The following is a 25,442-nucleotide window of genomic DNA, read 5'->3' as shown; positions in this document are numbered from 1 at the left end:
CGCCTCCGGCAAGCGTTGCGAAAGCCACTTTCGCAACCTTCAACGTTGCGAAAGTGGCTTTCGCAACCCCGCCTCCCCCGCGGTTCGCCCCGCAGTGAAGGACCGGTGCGCGCCGCGACCGCCATCCCGGCGCGCACCGGGGTCATCAGGGATAGGCGACCAGATTCGCCACGGTCGATCCCGAGTTCGCCGGTCCGCCGCGGTCGTTGATCACCCGGCTGATCGTCCCGTTCCCGCCGAGGGAGACGGCGACCATGCTGCGGAACCGGACGTTCGGGGTGTTCGGCACCTCAATTGCGCGATCGGCCACCACGCTCGGATTCACGTTGAAGTAGCAGTAGCTCCCGAGCCCGTAGGCTTCGTGGTTCGTCACCGAGTCCGCCACCTTGTAGGCCGCGTAACCCCGCGTCGAGCCGTTCATCCAAGCGGTCTGATTCGGTGGGTCGTAAGGCATTTCGTTCTGATAGAAGTACGTCCGGCCGCGCTCGCCGGTCCAGATCGTCTGGTACTTCTGGTAATGCTCGACGAACAGGCCGTACATCGTGATGTCGTCACCGTTGACGATCAGGCCGGTGTCGGCGGTGTTGGTGGTCCACCCGACGCCGTTGCCGTGGTCGGCGCGCCAGATCCACAGGTGGTCGCCGATGACGTCGTCGCTGTTGACCACCAGGCTGTTCGTGGCCTTGCCGACGCCCGCCCCGCCGACGCGGAAGAAGACGTCGTGCAGCGAGGTCGGGTTGGCCGCGTGATCCTGCGCCGAATTCGCCGGGCCGACCTCCATGAGCGTGGTGGAGTTCGTGGTGCCCGCGTCGATCAGCACGCCAGCGACTTTGACGCCGTCGACGTCGGCCACCGTCATCGCCGTGATGCCGTTGTCCGGGATCAGCGTCGCCAGGCCGAGGCCGAGCACGACGGTGTCCGGCCGGGTGACGCGGAGTGTCTCGGCGAGGTGGTAGACACCCGGGGTGATCAGGAGGTCTTTGCCTTCGGCGAGGGCCGCGTTGATCTGCGCCGCCGTCGTGCCGGGCTTCGCGATGAAGAACCGGCTGATCGGCAGCGAGGATCCCGGCTGCCCGGCGCCCCACGTGATGCCGGAGGCGTTGGTGCGCTTGGAAGGCACGAAAACCTGGTACGCGCCGGCGCCGTCGACGTAGAGGAACGGCTTCTCCCGCACGACCGGCGTCGTGTTCACCGTGGTGTACGGCGGATTCGGGAAACTGGTCGAAGGTGCGCCGTTGACGCCGGCGAACACCATGTTCCAGTTGGAGCCGCTCCAGCTCCCGAACTGCGAATTGCGCGAGATCCACTGTTGCTGCGAGCCGGACCGGACCTGGCCGTCGACCTTGACGTCGGACATCCACCCGCCGCTCGACCAGCCGCCGTCGTCGAGCTGCAGGTTGCCGCGGACATGCATGCGCCGATACGGCGCGGCCTGCGAAACGGCCCACCGGTCGGTGCCGCCGGTGGGGGTGACGGAGAGATTTTCCGCGCCACGCCAGAAGTTCTGCGTCGCGTTACCCTGGAACCAGTCGGCCTCCGCGTGCACCGCGCCGTTGATCGTCACGTTGTCGGGAGACAGCCCGAGCCCGAGCACCTGCGTGTAGAACCCGACGTTGACGTCCACGTTGTACGAACCCGGCTTGAACAGCAGCGCCTTGCGATTCGAGCCGAACTGATTGGTCTCCTGCTGCGAGAACACGCTGTTCACTTGGGACTGGATCGCCGCCTGCGACATACCGGGGTCGAAGACGAGCACGTTCGGCCCGAGGTCGGGGTTCGCGGCGCCGGAGACCGGGGTGAGCCGGAAGGACTGGGCGCCGGTGCCGTTGCAGGCGTACTGCTGGAGCTGCGTGCCGTCCTGGGTCGAGAGACCGGGGATGTCCAGGCATTTGCCGCTGTTGCGGCTCACGAAGTGATACGCCCCACTCGATTCCTCGACCGGCTGCCACTGCTGGTTGTTCCCGCCGCCATAGGCCCACAGATGGATCAGCCCACCATCGGCCGTCGACACCTCGGCCACGTCCCAGACCTGTACCGGGTTGTTGCGGGTGTTGACCCGGTAGTAGCCGCCCGAGGTGGGCTGGAACTGCCACTGCTGGGACAAAGTCTGGTTGCAGGCGTACTGCTGGACGACCGTCCCGTTCGCCGTTCCGGCGGCACGCGCGTCCACGCACTTCCCGCCGGTCGTCGACACCGTGTACCAGGTGTCGGGGACGATGGCCGCCTGCGCCGGAGCCACCACGATCAGCGCTCCGACCAGGGAAAACAGGGCTACCAGGGCTGCTCTGGCCCGCATCGGGACCTCCTCCGCGTCATTCGGGCAGGGGCGAGCTGAGGCGGAGCCCAGTGGAGACGCGGCGTAGCGGGCGGGGACCTCGGCGTCACGATGGTCGAAAACGTAACGGCGGTCACACGCAGAGTCAATACAAGGCTAAAAATAAGACTCAAAGATGCAGGTCAGCGCGATTTCCGCCCGCCAAGGACACATCGAGCGACCCCCGCGTGAACGGCCTGCGCGGGCGGTGTAATGTATGGACACACGAGATGCGGAGAATAACGCCGCTCCGGGGCTATGGCGCAGCTGGTAGCGCACCTCACTGGCAGTGAGGGGGTCAGGGGTTCGAGTCCCCTTAGCTCCACAGTGACGAAACACCGCCCACCTGGCACATGTGCCGAGGTAGGCGGTTTTTTCGTTCTGCTTCACTTTGAGAATTGACTGGGCGAACTTCAGCTACTGTTCAGTAGCTGCGGTGACGACCTTGTGTGACAGCGCGCTCCTCGGCCGCGATCGGCCATCACTCGACGACACTGGCTGTTTGAAGGAACCGGTGGCCAACCGTCGAGCTCAACTATCACCGCTCGGGCTCACGATGTGGTGGCGGTGACAGAGGTGGTCCAGGCGATCTCTCACGGGGCCGCGAGGGCGTACTCGGAGCTGGCGACGACCGCGCGGCATGGCTAGTTTTCGGTGCCGGGGTAGGCGGTGCCCTGCGCGGCGACGGACGGATGGCCGATTGCACAACAGGTGATGCCGGGCGGAGTGCTGTCCGTTCCAGGAGTCTCCGCGCTGGCCGCTCCGGCCAGTGACAGGACGGCGCCTACCACCGTCGCGGCAAGCACGCTTGCTGAGGAAATCCGACGAATTAGGGACATCTTTCGCTCCTTCAGATCTCGCGGCGATCAGGCCGCGTTGGTTGTGACGGTATGAAGTGACTGCAGATGTGCGCGTTCTGACCGCACTTGTAAATCAACAGACCTGATCAATATCGGTCAGAAATTGACCGCACCTCAGAGTGCTGTGTGCCCTGCGTAGATAAACGGCGGAAACGTGGCGCACTTCACTAATCGCACCCGCACGAGCCATCTTCCTTCCATCCGTCCAGTGTGTTGACCGACGCCCGGTTACCGCGCGCCATGACTCGTTGGGCGCTGGTGCCCTTGTGCTGCCACTGGTAGCTGACCGGGGCGACCTGCCCCGTGTGCCCTTGCTTGTGGGGCCACTGCGACTGCGCGTCGGCCGTTCCAGCCATCGATACGACAGCACCGATCACTACAGCGGTAAGCACACCGACCGCCCCGCGCTGCGAACCATGGACATCCGCCACGCCCCTTCCTTCCTGCAGCACGTAACAATGATCAACTACTTGCCCGACGCTACCCGCACACCGATGAAGTCAGCGAAGGAAAGGCCTTTCAGCCACACATCTGAACCCTCACGGGCAAACCTGCACGACAGCGCGCCACAACATCCCGAGCGGACACCGACGGCCACACAAACCTCACACGTCGGCGGCCCGCCTGGCCCCGCGGCGCCGAGTTACTGTTCCAGGTCTTCACCGAGCGGGAGGAACGCTCCAGCATCGCGATCGCGAGCAACTCCGCGTTCAGCGAATGGGCCCGCACCTGCACCGACCCGCGCCTCTGCGCCGCGATCGTTGACCGGCTCACGTTCGACGCCTCCATCATCGAGACCGGCACCGAGTACTTCCGACTACGCACGGGCCGGCTCGCCTGGCTGGCATCATGACCGGCATCCTGGGCGCGGGAGTGGTACTGCGGATCCCGGCCACGGCAGCCCTGTACCACGGGCCGGGACGGGTCGAGCTGAGTGGCTCGGGCACGTCGTGGCCGGGTCCGCGGACTACGAGGCCACCCGGCGGCTCTTTGTCGATGGGATGGGATTCAAGCCTTCCGGCGAGGTCTTCGATCGCCGCTCGTTCCTGCGGTGTCGACCGACCATCACCACGTCCTCGTCCTACGGGGCACCCGGGTCGTTGACAGACGTGGCCGCCAGGGCCGGGGCCCCGGGCCCGCCAGACTTCAACACGAGATCTCCCAGGTCGACCGTGCTGGTCATTTTTTGGAAGCTCGCAAGGCTTCCGGGCCATTTGGTCACGACCTTGCCCGCCATGCCCAGGCGATACCAGCTATGGCACCCACCGGCCTCCCAGACGGAGTCCGCCATCGCGCTGTCGACCCAGTCGTTGAAGCTCTGCTGAGCCGTCTGCGACGGCTGGACGGAGACGGCGCCGCTCTCGTCGACAAGCTGAATGTACTGCATGATCATCTTCATCTGCGCCTCGATGACCGCGATGATGGACCCACTCGCCTGAGTGTGCGGACCGGTCACGAGGAAGAGGTTGGGGAACTCCGCGACGAGGGTGCCCTTGTACGCATGTGGCGCTTCGCGCCACGCATCCGCCTTCAGCGACCGTGCGGATTCACCGTGGAACTCTATCCCGGCGTACATGTCGGTCGCGGTGAAGCCGGTCGCGAGAACGACCACGTCGGCGTCCCATTCGCGCCCGTCGTCGGTCACGACGCCGGTCGCGGTCATGGACGAGATCCCGGCCGACCAGACGGTGGTTCTGCGGTCGGCGAGGGCAGGGTAGAACGTGCTGGAGATGACCGGCCGGCGACAGCCGAACCGGTACGACGGTGTCAGGAGGTTACGCAGGCCGGGATCGACGATCTCCGACTCCATGTAGTCACGCCACTGTCCTTCGACCTTGGCGAGCTGGGCCTCGTCCATGACCGCCTGTGTTTCCGCCTCGACGTTGAACCTGTGTTCGGCGTCGAGGCGGATAGCTTCCATCCGCTCCGGTTCGTCCCGGAATCGTGCCTGCGCCTCGAGGTCGTAGAACTGTTCGTCCTTCGGCATCACATAGGGCGGGGTGCGGATCACCGCCAGCACGCTCTCGGCCACGTCGACGGCGTAAGGGAGAACCTGCGCGGCGCTGGCACTCGCACCGACGACCACCACGCGCCGGCCTTCGAGGGAGACTCGTTCGTCCCATTCCGCCGTATGGATCACCTCGCCGCGAAACGTCTCGCGGCCCGGGAGATCAGGAACGCGAGGGGTGCTGAGTGAACCACTCGCCATGATCAGGAACCGGCACGACAGCGATGCTCCCTCAGCGGTACGCAGGTTCCACACACCGGCGAGCTCCTCCCAGCTCGCCGACACCAGAGTGGCGTTGAACCGGATGCGGTCCCGGACTCCCAGATCGTCGGCCACTTTGTTGATGTAGGCGAGGATCTCGTCCCATGGCGCGTAGCTGCGCGTCCACGTCGGGTTTGGCGCGAACGAGAGGCTGTAGAAATGTGCCGGGACGTCGCAGGCCGCGTTGGGATAGCGGTTGTCCCGCCACACCCCACCCAGCTCTCCGGCACGCTCGAGGATGACGAAGTCGCCCCGGCCCTCCTCCAGGAGGTCGTGCGCAGCGCAGATTCCACCAAAACCCCCGCCGACAACGACGGTCTCGTGGTACTCGATCATGATTTCACTCCACATCAGTTCTGACAAAGCGGTCGTCGCGCATGGCGGGAATCAGTTCACCCCGATCCCGTCACCCCGCTCCAAGTCGGCAACGTCCGGATTTCCAGCCCTCAGGGCACTGTGAGCACGGTCGACAAGGTCACCCTGGCAACGGCTGTCAGAGAGAACGAGGACGCGATCGGCAGACGCGTTATCTCGATTAGCCACGTGGCGATAAAGCTCCGGAAGCCTTGAAAGAGCGGGGGAGCGCACGCTAGCGATGAAGACCAACGTTTCCCCGTCGCCCGGTTCGGAACATCTCGGCGATCATCGCGGTCGCCCGCAGACACGGTCCATGTGCGGACTTGGCGGCCCGCACGCTCTCCGGGGCGACAGCATGTTCTTCGACGCAGATCAGTCGCATGGCGTCCTCCTCTCCGTTCCCACACTCCACGCTGCCCAGGGGCGCGTCCAAGGCTTGTTTCGCATCCCGTGATGCGTTCCGGGCATCACGGGCCGCGAGTGGGCTATCTTGCGGTGTTGTGGACACAGCCAACGCGGTACCGTCGGCCGAGTTCGAACTCCGGCTGGTCCGTTACTTCACGGTGGTCGCCGAGCAGCAGCACTTCGCCCGTGCCGCGGCACTGCTGCACATCACCCAGCCGACCCTGAGCCGCCAGATCCGGACCCTTGAGCAGCGTGTCGGAGCCCGGCTGTTCGACCGCGACCGGCAGGGCACCCGCCTGACTCCTGCCGGGGCCGCGTTCCTGCCCCACGCCAGGCAACTGCTGACGCTCGCCGCACTGGCCGCGGCGGACGCCCGTGCGGCCGCGGTGCCGAATCAGCTCACCGTCGGCCATACCCGCGGCCTGATCATCACTCCGGCGGTACGGCACCTGCGCCACCACCACACCGAGGCCGAGGTGCACACACTGCACCTGGAGCTGGCGGAGGTGCGGACGGCCCTGTTCGGCCACCGGGTGGACGCGGTCGTGACGCGGCTGCCGTTCGCCACCGACGGACTGCGGGTCACTGTCCTGCACCACGAGCCCCGTGTGCTGCTCGTCGCCCGGTTCCACCGGCTGGCCGGCCGCCAATCAGTCACCCTCGACGACATCGCGACCGAGCCGGTGCCGAGGTTGCCCACTGCCGAGTGGGACTCGTTCTGGCGTGTCGACCCCCGTCCCGATGGCACGCCGGTACCCGAAGGGCCGCTGGTCAGTCACCTCGAGGACGTATTCGAGCTGATCGCGTCCGGCCAGGTGGTCGCCATCCTGCCCGCCGGGTTGCACGCCGAGGGCACCCGGCCGGACCTGACCTCGATCCCGCTGCACGGGGTCGAGCCATGTCAGGTGGTGCTCGCCACCCGCGCCGGGGACAGCGCATACCTGGTGGCCGCGTTTCGCCGGTCCGCCCAGGCCCTGCTGACCGAGGCGAGCAACTAAGACCGTGCCCGGCCGCAGGTATTCATCCACGCTGGCGTTCCCGGTGGAGGTGTCCAGTAGCTGCCCGCCGGGCAGGTCGGTGTGCTGGATGGACCAGGGTTACAAGTCCATCCTCAACCACCGCGCCGGCCGAACACGATGGCGAGAGCGACGACGACCTGGCCGCCGTCAGCGCGCCGTTCATCGATGACCGGGGCACCGCGCACGGCGTGATCAGCGTTTTCGGGCCGCGGGCAGACGCCGGACGGACCGCGGTTGCGTACGACCGGACGACGTGATGACCACCACACGCCGCACCCCGGATGCGTCGCGCAACTTGCCTCACAGCGTGACCGACCGGCTGCGGCAGATCGAACTCGACCCGTACGCCCCCGGACCGAATCGAGAATCCAAGGCATCTCGATGCGGCTGACCTCGAACTCTGCGTCGATGGCCGGCTTCGACCACCCCGGCCACCGCCTCGCGATCGACGCCGCCTGCACTGACCGAGCCGGCCCGTGAGAGATACCAGCTCGCTCATTTGAGCAAACTTCGTCAAAGACGATGCAGCAGATAGCCGCCGAATAGCGTCAGAAGACTAGTGCCATGTGGCACGCCTGTAGAAGCACTGAAGACGACAGCTGCACAGTTGAGCGGTAGCAGCTCGAAGGAGGCGTCGTGAACGACGTTGCAGTCCTGGTCGAAGCGGCCGACGAGGTTGGCCGGGCCGGTACCGTGCACATGCTGCGCGCCGGTGGCCTGCGGATCGTCGGCACAACCGAGCGCCGACTTGCCACGGTGGTGGTCCGAGTTGTATCCGTGCTCAACGATGCCACACTGAGCGAGCTGTACCGGGAACGCGCGGAGCTCCCGGCGTCCGCGCGGCCTCGCTACCTCGTGGTGACCGAACATGTGGATCGGGCCAGCGCCCTGTCCTTGCCCGAAAGCGGGGTTTTCGGGGTGCTGAACCGAGCGACCGCGACCAGTCACCGGCTCGCGGCAGCGGTGCGTTTCATAGCGGCGGGCGGTGCCTGCCTGCCCGCCGATCTCCAGGGCGCCCTGCTCGCCGAACTGGACGCCCTCCGGCGGACCGAGCTGGAACCACGCGGGATCTCCCTGTCCGGACTGAACACCCGCGAGCGGGAGGTACTCGGCCTGGTGGCGGAAGGTTTGGACACCGATGAGATCTCGGCGAAACTCGGCTACTCGCAACGCACGGTGAAGAGCGTCCTTTCCGGACTGAAGCGACGGCACAACTTCCGTTCGCGGTCCCACGCCCTGGCCTTCGCCGTCCGAACGGGAGCGATCTGAATGTCCGGCACTTGAACAACAACGCCAGTTCCGGGGAGACCGGTGTCGTCCGCCAGGGAAGCCCAAGTGCCGGTGGAGTACGCCAGTCAAGCACCGATAGCGGACTCGCTCGGTCAAGCACTCCGGTCTCGACGCGCGGAGCCGTCGCCCGCCATCACGGTGATTCCCAAGGAGAGGTACCACCCGCATGACCGGTCCGACCTGCCCGGTAACGGGGCCGGCGGGGCTCCGACGACGAACTCGGCACGCTCGACCTCGTCACCGACGACGTGCGCGCGAACGCCGCCGCCGAGATGCGAACCGGCCGATGGGGTGTCACGGGCGCAACCGATCACGCCCACCCGATGATCAGCAGCCCGTTCGCGCCCTCGACGGTGGTCTCGCACCGGAGTGGGCGCGGCGGCCGATCTGATAATGCTCACAAACCACCACGCGAAGTCAACGTACATCGACGCGTTGGCGCACTGGTCGACCGACAACGAGGTCTACCCCGGCCGCCCGAGGGACCAGGTCGTGACGGCCGCGGGCGTCACCATCGGCTCGACGACGGCCTCCGCCGCTGGGATCGTGACCCGCGGGGTTCTGCTCGACCTGGCGGTTGGAGGACCGCTACCGTCCGGGCACGCCGAGCTGCCCCCGAGAATCAGCCTGTCACTTCGCCGCGCATCCACGGTCTGACCGCAGGCCGGACTGGCCGACGAGTCCGTCCGTGCACCGAGTATTCACACAGAACACTTCTCTGCGGAGAACGTCCGATTGATGCCCATACGCACAGGTTCACACGGGTTCGCGAGCGGCAAAGGTTAAACCGTCACTTACCACTCGCGACCCCGCCGTGGCCCCTTGGCCGTGGCAGAGGACAACCGGCCACAGACCGGGCGAGCACCCGGGCGTGAGTTCGCGAAGGAGTTTCGGCCCGCTTCGGCAGCTTGGGCTTCCGCTCGCCATCGAATACCGACCCGCGCGGCTACCGCGAACCTTCACCCGCTGATCACGCCGCGCGAACCCGCCGAACACCCACACCGCGCGCCCTCGCGACCGGGAGCCGGGGCGCGGCACTCATCCGAACGCGTTTCACGAGACGCTGTCCAGATGAGTGATTCCGTGAAGGGTGCCGCCGGGGTCTCGATGCCGGTTTCTTGTGCGACCGCACGCGTGCCTCTTGTGCGGGAAGCCGGAACTCGCGTGACCGGAGGCGAGCCATCTCAGTGCGGAGACAGCCCAGGCTCCTCGGTCCCACTTAACCCCGAGAACGACGAGTTCCGGTTCCGAGCACACGAGTTCCACGCCTCACACGACCTTCACGGAATCACTCAGCTAGATGATGCCTGCCCTCAACGCGCAAGCCACCGCGTGCGAACGGTTTCGGAGGTTGAGCCTCCTCGTGATGCCGTACAGGATGTTCTTCACCGTGCGCTCGGAGTAACACAGCTTGTTCGCGATCTCGGCGGTCTCCCAGCCTTCGGCGATCAGCCGCAGAACTTCGATCTCCCGACCGGCCAGCTCGGTCGCCCTCAGCCCACTCCTTCGCGGCACCAGCTGCCACAACCGCTCCATATGCGCGAAAAGCTCACCGAGCCGGTCCGGGGACAGTGCGGCACCACCTTCGGCGGCGGTGCGGACGATCCGCGGCAACGTACCGTCCGATATGGCCGTCCTGGGCAGCACCGCGACGACCCGGCACTCCACCGCCAGCAACAACTCGTCGTCCTTGAGTTCATCGACGATCAGCACGATGGGCTTGCCGATCTCACTCCCCACCCGGCGCAAAGCGGTGACCACGTCCGTCGACATACGGTCGAATGCCGCGACGACGACGTCTGCTCCACCGGCTTGGTTTCTCGGCAGGACCCGCACCTCACGCAGGCACTTCAAATGTGTCACCAACCCCGCCTCCGTGATCGGATCCAGCGCCTCGACCGTGACTTGAACCGTCTGCTCCACCACATACCTCCGCGAGCACCACTCCCTAGGTGCTCAAGTGTGCACTCGTACGCTCCAACCACACTCCACAAAGACCACATAGCCTCTTCAGGCAGGCATCGTCCGCTCAAATGAGCAGAGTTCCGGGTCTCGAAGGACAAGATCCGGCCGCCCGACATCACTGAGCAACGCGTTCGGGCACCATCCGGGGTACCGAACGGGCAGTACGCGGCGAATTGGTCGCGTAGTCCCATCATTTGCCGGAAGAATATGGTTCGTCAATACGTACCGGTCATTCTCACTTCTCGACGAAGGGAACGTGCAGCCGATGTCATCACTGACCCGAAAAATCGCCGTAGGCGCGACCGCGGCCGTCCTCGGCACTCTCGCCATGAGTGGACAGGCGACGGCCGCACCGGCCGGGAGCACCCTGTTCAGCCTGTGCAACTACGGAGTAGGCGACTACGCGGTGACCGCCGTGTTCCCGGACAGCGGCGGTTTCTCCAGCACCATTACTTTCGCCAACAGCTGCTGGAAGGGCAACCGCTACCGCGGCGAGAGCTATTACCTGCACGTCACGTCGACACGCGGCAACAACCAAAGTTTCGACGAAGGATACAGCTACACCAATAACTCGGACTTCACGGACGTAAGCACCAAGGGATCCTTTCTGGACTTCCAGTACGTGAAGAACCATTAAGAATGACCGTCGACCTTCACAAGCGGCCTACCGGGCGTTGCCGCGCGGCTTTTCCTCGATTCGAGTAGGCGTACCGGCTCGTGCCGGGCCGAAGAGCCGGCCCGGTCGGCCGTGGCCGTTCCGGACGGCGCCCGCGTGTCGCAGACCGGCGGCATACAGGTGCAGCAGGGGGTTGATGCGGTAGGTGCCCCGTGGGCCCCAGTCGAGCAGGCCTGCCATCGCGAGTTCCTCGAGGGCCCGCCCCGCACGCTCGAGGGGCCAGTCGCCCGCCACCGCTTCGGCCGTCGCCGATTCGCCCTCCAGGTCCCCGAGACGCCCGAACACCTCGACGCTGTCGGAGTCCAGGTCGGAGAACGACCAGGAGAACACCTCCTCCACCGTCCAGGACGGGCCGGAACCGGGAACCGGGCTGAGCCTGGACAGCCGGGTACGAGGGTCCCGCAACCAGTCCCGTAGCCGGGCGGCGTCGGGACTCGGCATGGCACGTAACTGCTCGGCCGCCAGCGACAAGGCCAGTGGCAGACCACCGCACAGCCGCGCGGCCTCGTCCACCTCCGCTCCGTCCAGGCTTTCCCGGGACCGCCCCAAAGGCCTGGTCAGCACGTCGGCCGCTTCGCCGGGCGACAGCACATCGAGCGACATCCGCACCGCCCCGTCCCGCACGACCAGACCACCCAGCCGTCGTCTGCTGGTGACCACCACCATCGTTCCGGCGCCCGCGACGAGCAACTGGCGAATCTCGCAGATGTCGACGGCGTCATCGAGGAGCAGGAAAGCTTGTTTGTCCGCCATGAGACGGCGATACGTGTCGAGTCCGTCGGCGGGCGCGACCGCCACGCCGCCGATGGCCGTGGCCAAGGCCCGCGACGCCTCGGCCACGGTCAGTGGAGAGCCCGGTCCGCGCAGCCCCCGCAGGTTCAGATAGTGGCATCCGTCCGGAAACCGCTCGCGTACCCGGTGGGCGAACTCGACGGCGAGCGCTGTCTTGCCGATGCCGGGAGGACCGTCGATGGCGCATACGACCAGCGGGCTCGACGGCAGCTCGGCCAGGCTCTCACCCAGTTCGGCGAGCTCGGCCTCCCGGCCTGCCAACGAGCCCGGCCTCGGCGGCAGCCGGGTCGATCCGGCCGGACTTCGACGAGGCCACGGCTTCGCGACCGCCGAGGTCGACACACCGGCGAGGGTGCGCCGATAAGCGTTCCGCAGCCGCTCACCAGGCTCGATCCCCAGTTCGTCGACGAGCAGTCGCCTCGTGCGCTCGAACTGCGCGAGCGCGTCCGCGCGGCGTCCACGTGAGTTCAGGATGTCGATACGTAGTGCGGCGAGGCGTTCGTGCAGCGGATACTCTTCGAGCGCCTGGCGGAGCGTGGTCAGCGCGGCGAGGATGTCGGACTCGTTACCGTATCGCTGGGATGTCTCGGCGATATCGGCGATCGCGGCCAGCCGAAGCGTGGCCAAGCGGGTCCGTTCCACCTTCACGAACGGCGCCTCCATGCCGGCGAACGGCGTGCCCACCCACCGCCGCAGGGCGTCGCGCCACTCCCGCAAGGCTTCAGCGGGCGAGCCGGCCCGCCGGCACCGGGCCGCCTTCGCCAGCCCACCTTCGAACTGGCGAAGGTCGAGCTGGTCGTCGGCCGCATCGAGCAGGTAGCCGGAACCCGACGCCAGCAAGATCCGCCCGTCGCCCTGATCGTCGTGGCGGAGTACTCGCCGTAACGCGGACACGTACGTGTGCAGGTTTCCGACCGCGGAGGGCGGGGCCGCTTCCCCCCAGATCGCGTCGATCAGCTCGTCCCGGTACACGACGGTGCCGGCATGCAGGGCGAGGTAGGCGAGCACGGCCTGCTGACGCGGTGGCCCGGCCGGGACTTCGCGGCCGGCCATCCGCACCCGTAACGGGCGCAGGAGTTCGATGGAAAGAGTCCTATCGACACCCATTCGGCCCCAACCTTTCCCCGGGCTGCCGCGTCCACACAGTATAAGGGTCACAGAACGGCAGGCACCGAAGGGACGACCGCTCAAATGAGCAAGGTATTTATGAAGAATCCTCGCTTTGCCCGGAAGGTCGGTAATGATCAGCGTGGACGCTGAGGAACAGCCTGCCATTCGATTGATCGGTACCATCGCGATACGGCGAAACGGAATCACCGTGCAATTCGACCGGCCACGGCAAGGCGCGGTGCTGGCCGGCCTGGCCCTGCGCGCGGGGCGGCCCGTACGCCAGGATGAACTCGTCCGCACGGTCTGGGGCCAGGAGCCGCCACCCAGCGCCACCGGAAACCTGCACACCTACATTTCGGAGTTGCGGAAAATACTCGGTGAACCCCAGGTTTTGCATACCGATCGGGACGGGTACCGGCTCGACGTCCGTGTCGAGGATGTGGACGCGCTGGAATTCGACAGCTGGGTCGACCGTGCGGCGCACGCTTGGTCCGGAGGCGCGGTCGAGACATGCTTCGACGCCGTGGACCGAGCCACGGAGTTGTGGACCGGTGCCCCGCTGCCGGAGATAGCGGGGCCGGTCGCCGATGCCGAGCGGCGGAGGTTGGAGGATCGCTGGCTCGCGCTGCGCAAGCTGCGCGTGCAGGCGCTGCTCACCACGTCACAGGTCGCCGAGGCGGTGGCGGAGTGCACCAGTCTCACCCACGCGTATCCGTTGGACGAGCGGGTCGCCGTGCTGCACAGCACAAGTCTTTACCGTGCCGGACAGGTGGCGGAGGCACTCGGCAAGCTGGACACCTTCCGCAGGCGGCTGAGGGAGGAGACCGGCACCCAGCCCGGCGCCGAGGCCGACGAGCTCTACGAGCAGATGCTGACCGGCGATGTCGACACCGTGAGCACCGCGACCAGTCCGTCCACATCGGACGGAAGATCGGCGACGCCGGACAGTTCGCCCAGGGCCGTCCGGCCGGCGCAGCTGCCCCACCGGCCGTGGGGGTTCGTCGGCAGGGAGCACGAAACGGCCGAGCTTTCCCATCCGGCGGACCTGCCCATCGTGATCACCGGACACGCCGGTATCGGAAAGTCCGCCCTCGCCTGCCAGGTGGCCCACGAACTGGCGCCCCGGTTCCCCGACGGCCAGCTCTACCTCAGCCTCGGCGGTTCGGAGCGCACCAGCGTGCCGCCGATGAGTGAACTGCTCGATCATCAGCTGCTGAACTTGGGCGTCCACACCGATGACCTACCGGGCACAGTGGAACAGAAGGCCGCACGGTGGCGCTCGCTGCTGACCGCTCGCCGTGTCCTCGTGGTACTCGACGATGCCGCCGACGCGGAACAGGTGGCCCGGTTGCTCCCGGAAGGCACCACCAGCGCCGCCATCGTCACCAGCCGAAGCCGCCTGTCCACTTTGGATAAAGTGCGCCGGGTGCCGTTGCCCGCACTCGAGCCCGATGCCGCCAAGCGGCTGCTGATCGGCGGCTGTGGAACCCCTTTGGACGTCCCGCTTTCCGACCCGCGAGTGGCCCGCATCGTGGAAGTATGCGGCTACGTTCCACTGGCCGTGCGGGCCGCCGCCGTCCTCCTCGCCGAGGCCGACACGGTCCGGCAGTTCACCCTGCGGCTCCGGAACCACGAAAATTTCTTGGAGTTGCTTTCTCCGGGCGATAACGACAGCGAGTCGTCCGTCCTCGCCGGACTCGAGCACACCACCCGGACGCTGTCCGCGCCCGCCTTGGCACTCCTGACCCGGCTGAGTTCAAGGATCGGCGAAGAGGAGCACATCGCCGGGCTGCCTCGTGAACACGAACCTGTGGCACTGGCGGAACTGGTCGAATCGTGCCTGCTCGATCACCTCGGCGGCGACAGATATCGAGTACCTGCGCTGGTACGCAGGTATGGCAGGCTGCTCACCCGGGCGGGCACGCGATGACCATCGAGATCAGACTGCTCGGCAAGGTGGAGACGCTCGTCGACGGCAGCCCGGTGTCGCTCGGCGGCCCCACCCGGCAGGCGGTGCTGGCCGCACTCGCGATGCGCGCACCCGAGGTGGTCCAGCCGGACGAGCTGATCTCGCTCGTCTGGGGGGACGCGGCACCGTCGAGCGCGGCCGGCAACATGCAGACCTACCTGTCGGGCCTGCGCCGGGCGCTGGAGCCGAACCGGCCGCGGGACCAGCCGCCTGGGCTGCTGGTGCGGACAGGAGGCGGATACCAGCTGCGCCTTCCGCCAGGAACAGTGGACATCCAGGAGTTCTCCAGGCTCGCGGACGAGGGTTACCAGGCCGCGGCGGACGGCAGGCTCGACGACGCGGCGATCTCCCTGCACACCGCGCTGTCGAAGTGGCGTGGTGAACCGCTCGCGGGCGTTCAGGGGCCGTTCGCCCAAGCACAGCGGAACTCCTGTATCGAACACCGGTTGAACGTCCTGGAATCCTGGGCACGCGTCCTGCTCGAACTCGGCAGACCCGCGGAGGTCGTGGCGACCCTGCGCGAGCCCGCCGCCGCCAACCCGATGCGGGAGCGGCTCGCCGCGTGCTTCATCCGGGCTCTGCACGAGTGCGGTCAGGATCACGAAGCCCTGACCCATTACGAACTGGTCGAGCGGGAACTGCGCGAGCGCTTCGGGATGGCGCCCTCGGCGGACCTGAGTTCCCTGCTCGCCGAAATTACCGGTGGCCAGAAGACGGCACCCGCGGGCGACCTCGCGCCGAAGCACCTGCCCCCGGACGTACGTTCGTTCACCGGCAGGCAGGCCGAGCTGGCCCGGATGCACGAGTTCGCCCGCGCGCCTGCCGGTTCCCCACGGCTGATGGTGTTGCACGGCGCGGGTGGTTCCGGGAAGACCGCGCTGGCGGTGCGGTTCGGAAACGAGGTCGCCGGCCTTTTTCCCGATGGCCGGTTCTATGTGGACTTGCGTGGTTTCGCACCGGGTGGTGAGCCGCTGTCGACCGGTGCCGCGGCGGGCGCGCTGCTGCGTGCCATCGGGGCCCGGGCCGACCGGATACCTGCGCACGACGGCGCGCGAGTGGCCTACCTGCGCACGTTGCTCGCCGGCCAGCGGGCACTGATCGTGCTGGACAACGCCCAGGACGCCGAACAGGTCCGGCCGCTCCTGCCGGGCACGGACGGTTGCCTCACAATCGTCACCAGTCGCCGGCGGTTGCGCGGGCTGGCCGTCAGCGAGGGCGCGTTGCGCCTGCCGGTGGACATGCTCGCGGAATCCGAGGCGGTGGCGTTGCTCGCCGGGATCATCGGCCACCCGCGGGTCGCCGCCGAACCCGCCGCCGCGGCCGACCTGGCGAGGCTCTGCGGGTTGATGCCCCTGCCGTTGCGGATAGTCGCCGAGCGTGCCGCGATGCGGTCGCGCCGCGACCTCGCCGAGCTGGTCACCGAGCTCACCGAGGCCCATCGACGGCTGGACGTGCTGTCCGTGGGCGAGGACAGCACGTCCCTGCGGGCGGTGTTCTCCTGGTCGTACGCCGCGCTGGCACCGGAACACGCGCGCGTCTTCCGCCTGCTGGGCGGCTTTCCGGGGCCGGACGTCTCGGCCCCGATGGCGGCGGCGATGGCGGGTTGCGCGGCCCCGGATGCCGAGAGCGCGATCCGCGCGTTGCAGGAAGCCCACCTGCTGGAGGTACGAGCGGCGGGCTACTACCGGCTGCATGACCTGATCCGCGCCTACGCGCTGGAGCGTTTCGAACTCGACGAACCTGAGGAGGCCAAGAAATCGGCCCAGCGCAGGCTTGTCGGCTGGTATCTCCACGGCGCACAGGCGGCCGACACTCTGCTGTCCCCGCAACCACGAGCGCCCGGCCCACCGATGGAACCTCTGCCGGAAGCCGTCACTCCACCGGAGTTCACGTATCAGCGGATGGCCACGGAATGGTGCGAAGCCGAGTTGCCCAACATGCTGGCTGTCATCGAGCTGGCCGCATCGGCGGGATTTCGCAGGCACGCCTGGCTGATCCCGAACTTCCTGATCGGGTTCTTCATCAGACGCTGCCATTTCCCGGAATGGATCCACACGATGACGATCGCGATCGAGCAGTGCCGGGCCCTCGGCGACCCGAACGCGGAGGTTCGCTGCCGATACAACCGGCTGATCGCGTATAACCAGGTCAGCCAGTTCGACCGGACACTGGCGGAGGCATTCGAGCTACTCGCCTCGGACGAGATCAACACGGAGCCGGGGGTGCGGCCCTACGTCCGCAACGCCATCGGTAACGCCTTGCTCGGCACGGACCATCCCGCCGAGGCCGCGGAACAGCTCGAGAAGGCGTTGACCGGAGAGCACCGCGAGGTCGCCAAGCGGTTGCCGGGACTTCTCGCGTGTCTTGGCGAGGCCTACACCGCGCTGGGCAGGCTCAGCGAGGCACGGGAACGGCACGAACAGGCGCTGGCGATACGCGAGGAGCAGGGCGACCTGTCCGGGCAGAGTTCCAGCCTGCGCGGAATCGGCAGGCTGGAATCGCGGGCCGGGGACAACCGTCCGGCGGTGAACCACTTCATCGAGGCCCGGCGGCTCGCGCGAATAGTGGGAGCACGGCGCGAGGAGGCGCTTTCGCTGCGCGCGCTCGGCGAGACGTACCTGCTATTACCCGGCAGGCGGGCGGAAGCCATCGAGGCGCTGTCAGCCGCACTGGATCTCTTCGACCACCTTGGTGACGCGGCCGCCGAAGACGTCCGTGCCCAGTTAGGCGGACTGTCCTGACCCGAAGGGCTTCACGCGTGAAGGCCCCTTCACTCGGCTGAGCCGCGAGGCTCCGGCAAAGTCGGGTGGTCGCTGGTCTGTGTCGCTTTCGGTGTTCGGCGCCGGGGTCGTGAGTGGCGTTTCGCGTTCTTGTGGGGGAAGGCAAAGGTGGCTCCGTGAAGGCATCCTCGCCTACTCTGAAGGCAGTGAGGTCGTGCCCGGTCACGATCCGCGGCGGCGGGCCGAGTGTCGTTGATGAAGGATCTGTCCTGAATCCTTCATCGACAACGCCAGGCGTAGAAGAACACCAGCGCCTCAACGTCCCGAACCCCTCAGGCTCGACCCCTGCCTCACCAGTGGGCCAACAAAGACGAGTCCCTCAAGGATGCCTTTACTACCTTCACACCTTGTGGCAAGGGCGCCGACGGCGCGGTGGGGCGCGTCTCGTGAGCGGCACAGACGGTCAGTGAGGGGCATCGTCCACAAGGGACACCAAAACTCCCCTGCACGCCGATTTGAGTACTTTGCGCGGGGGTCGTGAGTGGCAATGATCGTTCTAACCCTCTTTACCACTCACGACCCCCCGCGAAAACCAGACATCACGACATCAACCAGGCGTGCGATCGGCACGCTTTGTCCCTTGTGGACAATGTGCGCCGGGGGGCCGCAAGTCGGTCCGGAACCCTGCCGGCCAGGGTGGCCACCTCATCGCGAGAACGGCCTGCGCGACAAAGGGGCCGATCACGCCACGGTTGACTTTCCTCGATAACCCGAAACGCCACTCACGACCCCGCACCGCGCGGCAGGTTCGCCTCACCCCTCCCTACGACGGAGTGTCGGCCGGGAGGATCCAGCGGACCACCTCCAGGCCGGTGTCGCCGGTGCCCAGGGTGCGGTACAGCGCGGCGGCTTCGTCGTCGGTCATCGCGCCGGCGGCGCGCACGAGGCTCGCCACCAGTCGCACGGCGGCCGGGCCGTCCGGGTTGATCAGCAGGTCGAACCGGTCTTCCAGCAGTTCGAGCAGGTCCGGCAGGCCGACCCGGCGCCACATCGGCGCGACCACCCGCTCACGATGCCGTTCGGCGGTCGCGATCACCGCGCACAGCACGTCGTCGGGTGCCAGGACGATGAGCGGGCGCCCGTCGCCGTTCATCGCCAGGTCGAACTCGGTGTCCCGCAGCAGTGGTTGCAGGTGTTCCGGTTCGGCGGTGCCCTCGACCATCCGGCGCAGCACCGCGTCCAGCGGGTCGGTCGGCGAGTCCGGGTTCAGCGGGCGGTAGTCCGGGTTGGGCAGGAAACGGCCGACGGCGCCGTCGGCGGCGAGAGGCCAGACACCGACGACCGACTCCATCGGTGGCACGTCGTCGTCCTCGCTCGGCACCCATGCCGGGTCCATCAGCAGGAACCAGTTCTCCTCCTGGCCGGTGCCTTCGCCTTGATCGCTCATCCGTGTCGCCTCCGAGGCGGATCTCATCGCTGCCGGAACAGCTCGGTCATCGCCCGGTGCAGCGCCACCTGGTCGAGCCGGGGCGGCCGGTCACCGGCGGTGTGCACGTGGGCCAGCAGCCTGCTTTCCGGCGCGAGACCGTGCTCTTCGAGGTAGTACTCGACGGTGTCGGGCCAGATCCAGGTTCCGTCGGTACGGAAGTTCATCGGTACGACCCGGCCCCGCCCCGGTTCCCACACGTCGTCCATGGCGTCCGGTGTCGTGAGCAGGGTGGTGGCCGCGCGCAGATACTCGAGGACCTTCGGGGCTCCGGCCAGTTCGGGGTGGTCGGGCAGGAAGAACGGGGTGCCGTCGGCCTGCACCCCGTCGAACACCCGCGCGATCTTCAGGACGGGAGCGGGATCGGCGGCCCAGAGCAGGGTGCCGGACGCGAGCGCGGTCCGCGTCGGCTGGGGTAGGTCCCCGTCGGCGGACACGACCTCGACGGCGGCATCCCCGCCGAGGCGCACCGTGTCCGCCAGCGCGGGCAGCGCGTGTGACTCGGCGAGCGCGATGTACACCGTTTCGGTCTCGCCGTCCGGCCCCGACCGGCCGAGGTCGACCCACCGCGTGCGCCACAGGCCGCGTGCCCCCGGCGTCGCGCTCAGCACAGCGACCAGGACGGCGATCGCGGACTCGTCACTGGACCCCGTGTCCTCCCCCGCGCGGTCGGGCACGGGCCAGTGCCGTGTGTCCGTCCCGATCATCGGCGCCATCTCCGTCCTCATCGGTTCTCCTCGCGGGCACGACCAGACAACTGGCGTGACGGCCCTGGTGACAAGAGCCGCGATCGGGCCAAGGCCACACGGCTACTCGCCGCTGCCCGTTGGGGCATTCACTCCAGATCGATGTGCTCCGAAGGCCTTGCTCCTCCCTGGCCGGGTCCCGGCCCCGGCCGGTCGGCTTCCATCCGTGCCCGCCACGCCGCCAGCAGCGCTTGCGCCGCTTCGACACCGCCGTACTGCCCTGCCAGCGCCACGGCGTGCAACATCTGGTCGTACTGGTTGGCCAGCCTGGCCGCGGCGAGTACCCGTCCACGCTCATTGGCCGGGATGCGGCCGTCTTCCCCGTCGGTTCGCAGGTTGAGTTCGGGGCGTGGTCCGAGTGCCTCCCCTGCCCACTCAAGCCATCGGTGGTCGGGTAGCGCGTCTTCGATGTACGGCGGTACCGGATCCGCGTCCGCGACGTGCTCCGGCTCGGGCCGATACCAGCTCAGCAGGGAGTTGAAGCTGGGCAAACCCGGCACCTGTCCGCTACGCAGTTGCTCGGCGAGAACCTGGTGATAACCGGTCTCCGTCGGACGTCGGGCTATCTGTCTCACCAGCGCCGACACCATCATCTGGTACAGCTGCTCTGCCACTTGCGCGGAGATGCCGGAAAGCGCCTGTGCCTGCTGCGGAGTCAGCTCCGAATCCGCGGGTACGGCGGCCAGTTCGTACGAGCCGAGCAGTTGCCGTGCTCTTCCCTCCAAGGTGGAGGCCACAAAGAACTCAGCTGCCGTAAGCAGGTTTTCCCAGGGAATCGCGTACTGGTCGAAAATGTGCGAAAAGACGGTCCTGAACTCGGTGATCCGCTCGTCAAGCACGGCACCGGCGCTGGTGGCGATTCCCAGGTCCTCCCACTGCTGCCGCAAAGCACTCTGGTTGAAGTCGGATACCGACGACGCGTGCACCACACGAGCGATATCCCGCAACAGCTCTACCCTGCGCCCTTCCGGGGTATCCGCCGGGGCCGGTGGCAAGTCCTGTTCGGCGACGCCCATCAACCGGGCTCCCTCGGCGGCCAGCCAGTCTGCCGGATGACGGAACTCGGCGATCGCATGGGCAAGCTCTTCGCCGGAAAGCTCGCCGATCCGGAGGCGGTTCCAGTGGCGCCGCATGGCCACCGTCGCCGCGTGGTGGTCGTCGCCGTGCCCGATTAGCCGCAGGAGCTCGTCCCTGCCTTCGTCCCGGCCCACGTCCCCAGCCTGCATCCGGTCAGTTCCTCGGGTAAGCAAGTCTTCGTCGTTGTGCCGTAGCGCATCCAGCCGCGCTACCCCTTCGATGGCGTACTCCGACAACTCGCGCTCGAATCTCGCGACCGCCCGCTCGATCCCGCCCGGGTCGGCGACCTCGACGCGCCCGGCGACCGCGTCCTCGTCTACCAGGTAGCCTTCGTCCGGCGCCGCGACGGCGGGACCGGACGGCGTCCACGTCCGCAGGTACTCCAAGCTCTGGCGGATGTCCGCGCTCCGCCTCCAAACGTCCAGCAAGCCATCACCATCGGTCGCACGGACGGTCAGCAAGTGACCGGCGACGATCTCGATCAGCATGGTCCGATGCAGTTGCTGCGCCGCGGCAGCCGGGCCGACCCCAGGCACGACCGTCGCCGACGGCCCGACCATGGCCTCGGCGGACCGAAGTACCTCGGCCTGCCGCTCCGGGCTCGCCGCGTTCAGCGCGCGCCGCGCGTACTGGTGCGCGTCGGATGCGCTGGCCAGAATCGCCTCGGTCGTCCCGGCAAGCTCGTCATACCCGTGCAGGCGACCGAAACCGTCCCGTAGGTTTTGCGCGAGCGGACCAGCGGCGTCCTGATCGTCCTGCCATTTCGCCGCGACAGCGGCCCGCATCCGCTGCCACAACCGCTGTTGCTCAGCTGCGCTCGGTCCCAGCCCCTCGCGGGGCTCGGGGGGCAGGCCCAACAGCCGATCGGCCTCGGAAAGTTCCTCACCGGCGCGGGAAGGGTCCCGCCGAACGAGGTAGGCATCGCCCTCCGACAGCGCTTCGTCCCAGCCGTTCTCGAACCTCGCGACCTGCTCGGTGACCGAACCGGCGGCGTGGCGGCGCTGGGCCACCTGGTAAGGGACATCGAAGTCGACGCGCTGCCGGCCATCCCAGTTGAACCATGTCTCGAGCAGGGCGCGAACCCAAGCGGTCCTCGTCCAGCCAGGCTCGGTCGAAGGCTGCGCGCGCAGACGGACAGCGAGCACGTCGACCAGAGCGCGATAGACCTCCGCGTACCGCATCGGGTGCTCAGCACCGGGCGTGGGCGTCGGCGCGCCAAGCGGACCGAGCATCGCCCTGGCCGTGGACCGCAGCCCGGACAGCATGGTTTCGTTCAGCTCGGATATGGTCTGCCGGGCGCTCGGCAGCAACGTCTGGAGCATGGCCGGACCTTCAGCGTGACCGAGCAGGTTCCACACCCGTTGGCCGAGGGCCTCTGCGTCGCCGACGGCGCCCCCTCCGAGGTGGACACGGTGAGCCACCGCCGCGACCGAGCGCTCCCGCAACCACCGTGCCGTCTCGGGCCCTGGCCCGCCAGGCCGTGGTTCGTATGGCGGCCCGAGGAGTCGTTCCGCCTCCTGCCGCAGCGCGGCTTGCCCTGACAGTCGCTCCAGGGTCAGCAGCCGATCGCCCCGCTCGATGTCCCCGCTCCAGTGTTCGTGCCAGTCTGCCACCGCCATGGCGAGGCTCACGGAGTGGAGCCGCCGGGCGGCGACATCGAACGAGACATCGATGTCGACCCACTGCGGGCCGCCCTCGTTCACCAGGGCGGCCACCCTCGTGCGCAGGTTCGCGATCGCCCGCCACTGGGCTTCCACCGCTCCCTGTGTCGTGTTCTCCACGGACACGACGGCTGCCATCAGGGTGCCCAGCATGGACAGAAGGCGCCTCCGGGTCAGCTGGAACGTGTTGGCCGGTTCGTCGATGAGTCCCAGCACCGCGCGGCCCCGTACCCGGTTCTGCCGTTGCCGCTCGGGCGCCCCCTGAGCAAGCCATCGCCGTGCGGAGTCGGCTCGTTCGATCAGCTCGTGGACAGTCCCGGGCTCGTCCCGCAGGCGTTGCTCGGCGACCTCCCAAGGCTGTTCGGAGCCTTCCTGGTTCCGCAGCGCGGTGAACCAGTGCCGCAGCCGGTCCGCCAGTTCCCAGGTCGCCGCGTCCTGAACGGCTTGATCACGCTGATCTCTGGCCAGGTGAAGCCGATGCCCCAGCATTTCGGCCAGTTCATCGACGAGCCCGCGTTCCTGCTCGTTCAGCTCGGCATCGGGTATTCCGAGCAAACGATGGCCATCCTCACGCCACTGTGCCACCACCTGGTCCTGCTGCCGGCGTGCTTCTGCCGCACGCCTTGCGTCGTCGCCGGCATACAGCTGGTTCTCGGTGAGGGCACCGGTATCACCCGACTGATTTCGTTGTCGCCAGTCCTGCCTGGACGCCCGGCCCACATCGGCCCACCGGGCGAGGGCGCCACCGGCGACGATTCGGGCCGCTCGCACCCGGTCCAGGCCGGCCCGCACGTCCGGGTGGTCGCGCAGTTCGTTCAGCGCCGAAAGGCTTCCCAGCCGCAACCAGCGGCGCAGTCGCTCGTAGTCTCCCCGGATGTCGGCCGTGGCCTCCCACGCGCGACGCAGCGCACCCGCTTCCGCCTCGGACGCGGCGTCCAGGATCTCAGCGGCCAGCACGTCGGTGACCTGCTGGTGCAGGTCACCCAGTCGCCGGACGTTCGCGTCTGCGGCCGCCGCGTCGGGCATCGGTCCGATGAGGGCAGTCGCCCACCGTTGGGCGTAGGTCCCAGCCACCGTCCTCAGCTGCTGCGACACGTTTTCGTTCTCGCGCAAGGCAGCACGGGCCGTGGCAACCCGGTCGGCAATGTGATCCCGAAACGAGTCGATCACGACGTCGTCGGTCAGATCGCCCCGGGACTGCCCCGCTTCCTCCTCGTCGCTGTCGGAATCCGCGACGTCGGACATGGTCGCATCGCCGTCGGAATCGTCGTCGCCCCAGTGGATCGGTTCGGCCAGCTGGTCACCTTCCACCTGCTGGAGACCGTCCGGGAGGTGTTCGGTGATGGGCCATCCGGCTTCCAGCACAGCCTCCCGCGCGTCCCCGGCGCCAAGGCGACCCTGCAGATGCCCGCCCTTGTACAACTGCCACTGGCTGCTGTCGGGGAAATTGCGGGGCCCGGCGGGAAGCATCTCGCCGTTCTCGGAGATCCGCACCGGCCCTGGCAGCAGCAGTCCGCCGTTGGCCTGCCAGACCTGCTCGGCGGGTGCGATCACTTCGGCATCGAGCACTTCGCTGAGCACCTTGGCCAACTCGGCGCTGTCGCACGACACCAGCAGGATCCGGCGCTCGGCAGGTGACTTCGGCAGCTGCTCCCGTAGCAGTTCCGCGAACTCCGCGAACCCGTACCCACCTGGCCGGTCCCACCGCAGGACCCCGTTCCCGTCAGCGGTCAGCCGCGCGCCCACGGTGAGCACGCCGGGCAGCGTGGGCAGCTGGGCGGCCATTGCGCCGGCGGTGTCCAGGGTGATCCCCGGCGGCGGGAACACGATGCGGTCGTCGCCTGCCCGAGCGAACACCGAGGAGTCCGGGGCCATGGTGGTGGGCCGCGAGAACTCTGCGAGCCGATGGAACTCATCCCCTGGCAGGTCCTTGAGGTACCGCTGGGCTCGCTCGGGTAGTTCGATGCGCCGTTGTTCGTGCGAGCCCCCGGGGCTGAAGACGAGTTCCCGGTCGGTGACGGTCCGCACCATCCCGGCGAACTCGGGGCGCTGCGCGAGGTAGCCCAGCGCGGCCGTCCAGATCACCTCCGGTGTTTCGTGGCGCAGTACACCGTCGGCCACCAGTGTCAGGTGCAGGTCACCGTCGCGGTTGTACAGCTCCCGGACGAGTGTCTGCACGACCTTCTTGGTCAGCTCGACCGTCGCCTCGCGGTCGCTCAGCGGGATCGACGGCCGCTCACGGGGACGAACGAGCCACTGGCCGCCGGTGGTCATCCGCGGACCGCTGATCGCCCCGCGCGCGGGGTCATCGTGGCCGAGTTCCCGAACGATCTTCCGGTGGTTGATCGGGCCGGTCCGGGATTCGACCGAATAGCGTTTCGATCGAAGTTCGGGGAGGTTCACGAATGCCTCGGCGCCGAGTGAGGAGGGCGCCGGATGCACCTCCGCCTGCCGCATTCCGTAGTTCTCGCGCATGGACTCGAAGAAGTCGTCCGCGTACGGGTGTCCCTTGGGTACGACCACTAGGTCGTTGTTGAACGCCTCGCCCCTCTTGTGTACTCCGTAGCCTTCAGGGGAGCCCAGTACCCGCTCCATCTCCGCGAGTTCCGACCACCCGGTCTCGTACTCACCGTCGCTGTAAAGCGGACCGAAACGCCGGCCGAGAGCCATCCGCAGCAGATCGCTCGCCGCCGTGTATCCAGGCTTGGACTGTTTGGCCAGCTCCG

14 protein-coding genes and 1 tRNA gene (1 of these 15 running past the window's edge) are annotated in these 25,442 nt (G+C 67.6%); 8 read left to right on the top strand and 7 right to left on the bottom strand.

What is annotated here, in order from left to right; all coding sequences use genetic code 11:
• Positions 1-145: 145 nt before the first annotated feature.
• A complete protein-coding gene (locus ACLJQ7_RS25890) occupies positions 146-2,296 on the bottom strand; it encodes an RICIN domain-containing protein (RefSeq protein WP_410650759.1) in 2,151 nt (716 codons plus the stop codon).
• 270 nt (positions 2,297-2,566) lie between these two features.
• On the opposite strand from ACLJQ7_RS25890, the gene ACLJQ7_RS25885 reads away from it, so the two are divergent.
• Positions 2,567-2,639: transfer RNA gene (locus ACLJQ7_RS25885), tRNA-Ala, on the top strand.
• A gap of 1,181 nt (positions 2,640-3,820) precedes the next feature.
• Entirely contained in the window at positions 3,821-4,027 is a 207-nt protein-coding gene (locus ACLJQ7_RS25880) for an ATP-binding protein (RefSeq protein ID WP_410650981.1), read from the top strand.
• 228 nt (positions 4,028-4,255) lie between these two features.
• On the opposite strand, the gene ACLJQ7_RS25875 is transcribed toward ACLJQ7_RS25880, so the two are convergent.
• Complete coding sequence (locus ACLJQ7_RS25875) at positions 4,256-5,806, bottom strand: flavin-containing monooxygenase (RefSeq protein WP_410650758.1); 1,551 nt, start codon at positions 5,804-5,806, stop codon at positions 4,256-4,258.
• Positions 5,807-6,300: 494 nt separating this feature from the next.
• On the opposite strand from ACLJQ7_RS25875, the gene ACLJQ7_RS25870 reads away from it, so the two are divergent.
• From ACLJQ7_RS25870 to ACLJQ7_RS25860, 3 genes are all read left to right on the top strand, one after another.
• Complete coding sequence (locus ACLJQ7_RS25870) at positions 6,301-7,203, top strand: LysR family transcriptional regulator (RefSeq protein ID WP_410650757.1); 903 nt, start codon at positions 6,301-6,303, stop codon at positions 7,201-7,203.
• Between the two features lie 657 nt (positions 7,204-7,860).
• Positions 7,861-8,493: a helix-turn-helix transcriptional regulator gene (locus ACLJQ7_RS25865; RefSeq protein ID WP_410650756.1), complete on the top strand. Its 633-nt coding sequence runs from the start codon at positions 7,861-7,863 to the stop codon at positions 8,491-8,493.
• 414 nt (positions 8,494-8,907) lie between these two features.
• Positions 8,908-9,171, top strand: coding sequence for a hypothetical protein (locus ACLJQ7_RS25860; protein WP_410650755.1), 264 nt, complete (start codon positions 8,908-8,910; stop codon positions 9,169-9,171).
• A gap of 639 nt (positions 9,172-9,810) precedes the next feature.
• Here the strand turns inward: ACLJQ7_RS25860 and ACLJQ7_RS25855 are convergent.
• Positions 9,811-10,377 (bottom strand): response regulator transcription factor, encoded by a 567-nt coding sequence (locus ACLJQ7_RS25855; RefSeq protein WP_410650754.1) that lies wholly within the window; start codon positions 10,375-10,377, stop codon positions 9,811-9,813.
• A gap of 367 nt (positions 10,378-10,744) precedes the next feature.
• Between ACLJQ7_RS25855 and ACLJQ7_RS25850 the strand changes: the two genes are divergently transcribed.
• Positions 10,745-11,116, top strand: a complete 372-nt coding sequence (locus tag ACLJQ7_RS25850) for a hypothetical protein (RefSeq protein ID WP_410650753.1) — start codon at positions 10,745-10,747, stop codon at positions 11,114-11,116.
• Between the two features lie 27 nt (positions 11,117-11,143).
• On the opposite strand, the gene ACLJQ7_RS25845 is transcribed toward ACLJQ7_RS25850, so the two are convergent.
• Positions 11,144-13,054 (bottom strand): BTAD domain-containing putative transcriptional regulator, encoded by a 1,911-nt coding sequence (locus ACLJQ7_RS25845; protein WP_410650752.1) that lies wholly within the window; start codon positions 13,052-13,054, stop codon positions 11,144-11,146.
• 211 nt (positions 13,055-13,265) lie between these two features.
• Here ACLJQ7_RS25845 and ACLJQ7_RS25840 point away from each other — a divergent pair, with 211 nt between their 5' ends.
• Together ACLJQ7_RS25840 and ACLJQ7_RS25835 are read left to right on the top strand one after the other, a co-directional pair.
• Entirely contained in the window at positions 13,266-14,987 is a 1,722-nt protein-coding gene (locus ACLJQ7_RS25840) for a BTAD domain-containing putative transcriptional regulator (RefSeq protein WP_410650751.1), read from the top strand.
• The gene (locus tag ACLJQ7_RS25835; protein WP_410650750.1) at positions 14,984-17,767 is read left to right on the top strand and encodes a BTAD domain-containing putative transcriptional regulator; all 2,784 of its coding nucleotides are present in this window, start codon (positions 14,984-14,986) and stop codon (positions 17,765-17,767) included. The genes ACLJQ7_RS25840 and ACLJQ7_RS25835 overlap by 4 nt, the downstream gene beginning before the upstream one ends.
• A gap of 802 nt (positions 17,768-18,569) precedes the next feature.
• Here the strand turns inward: ACLJQ7_RS25835 and ACLJQ7_RS25830 are convergent.
• The 3 genes from ACLJQ7_RS25830 to ACLJQ7_RS25820 all read right to left on the bottom strand — a co-directional run.
• The gene (locus ACLJQ7_RS25830) at positions 18,570-19,193 is read right to left on the bottom strand and encodes a type VII secretion system-associated protein (protein WP_410650749.1); all 624 of its coding nucleotides are present in this window, start codon (positions 19,191-19,193) and stop codon (positions 18,570-18,572) included.
• A gap of 23 nt (positions 19,194-19,216) precedes the next feature.
• Positions 19,217-19,960, bottom strand: coding sequence for a hypothetical protein (locus ACLJQ7_RS25825; RefSeq protein ID WP_410650748.1), 744 nt, complete (start codon positions 19,958-19,960; stop codon positions 19,217-19,219).
• Between the two features lie 107 nt (positions 19,961-20,067).
• Positions 20,068-25,442, bottom strand: the 3' portion of a protein-coding gene (locus ACLJQ7_RS25820) for an EndoU domain-containing protein (protein WP_410650747.1). The gene runs 22,288 nt beyond the window's last position; 5,375 of the gene's 27,663 nt are visible here — the last part of the coding sequence; the start codon falls outside the window, past its right edge — the gene reads right to left on this strand; it ends in the stop codon at positions 20,068-20,070.

The sequence above is a fragment of the Amycolatopsis sp. cmx-4-54 genome (assembly GCF_046548895.1).
Taxonomy (GTDB): domain Bacteria; phylum Actinomycetota; class Actinomycetes; order Mycobacteriales; family Pseudonocardiaceae; genus Amycolatopsis.
This window is presented reverse-complemented; position numbering and strand designations above follow the sequence as displayed.

What these genes read in the sequence shown, in the direction of transcription:
- ACLJQ7_RS25850 (WP_410650753.1), top strand. Translation starts at nt 10,745, where the DNA reads ATGTCATCACTGACCCGAAAAATCGCCGTAGGCGCGACCGCGGCCGTC.
- ACLJQ7_RS25835 (WP_410650750.1), top strand. Translation starts at nt 14,984, where the DNA reads ATGACCATCGAGATCAGACTGCTCGGCAAGGTGGAGACGCTCGTCGAC.
- ACLJQ7_RS25830 (WP_410650749.1), bottom strand. Translation starts at nt 19,193, where the DNA reads ATGAGCGATCAAGGCGAAGGCACCGGCCAGGAGGAGAACTGGTTCCTG.
- ACLJQ7_RS25825 (WP_410650748.1), bottom strand. Translation starts at nt 19,960, where the DNA reads ATGAGGACGGAGATGGCGCCGATGATCGGGACGGACACACGGCACTGG.
- ACLJQ7_RS25845 (WP_410650752.1), bottom strand. Translation starts at nt 13,054, where the DNA reads ATGGGTGTCGATAGGACTCTTTCCATCGAACTCCTGCGCCCGTTACGG.
- ACLJQ7_RS25860 (WP_410650755.1), top strand. Translation starts at nt 8,908, where the DNA reads ATGCTCACAAACCACCACGCGAAGTCAACGTACATCGACGCGTTGGCG.
- ACLJQ7_RS25890 (WP_410650759.1), bottom strand. Translation starts at nt 2,296, where the DNA reads ATGCGGGCCAGAGCAGCCCTGGTAGCCCTGTTTTCCCTGGTCGGAGCG.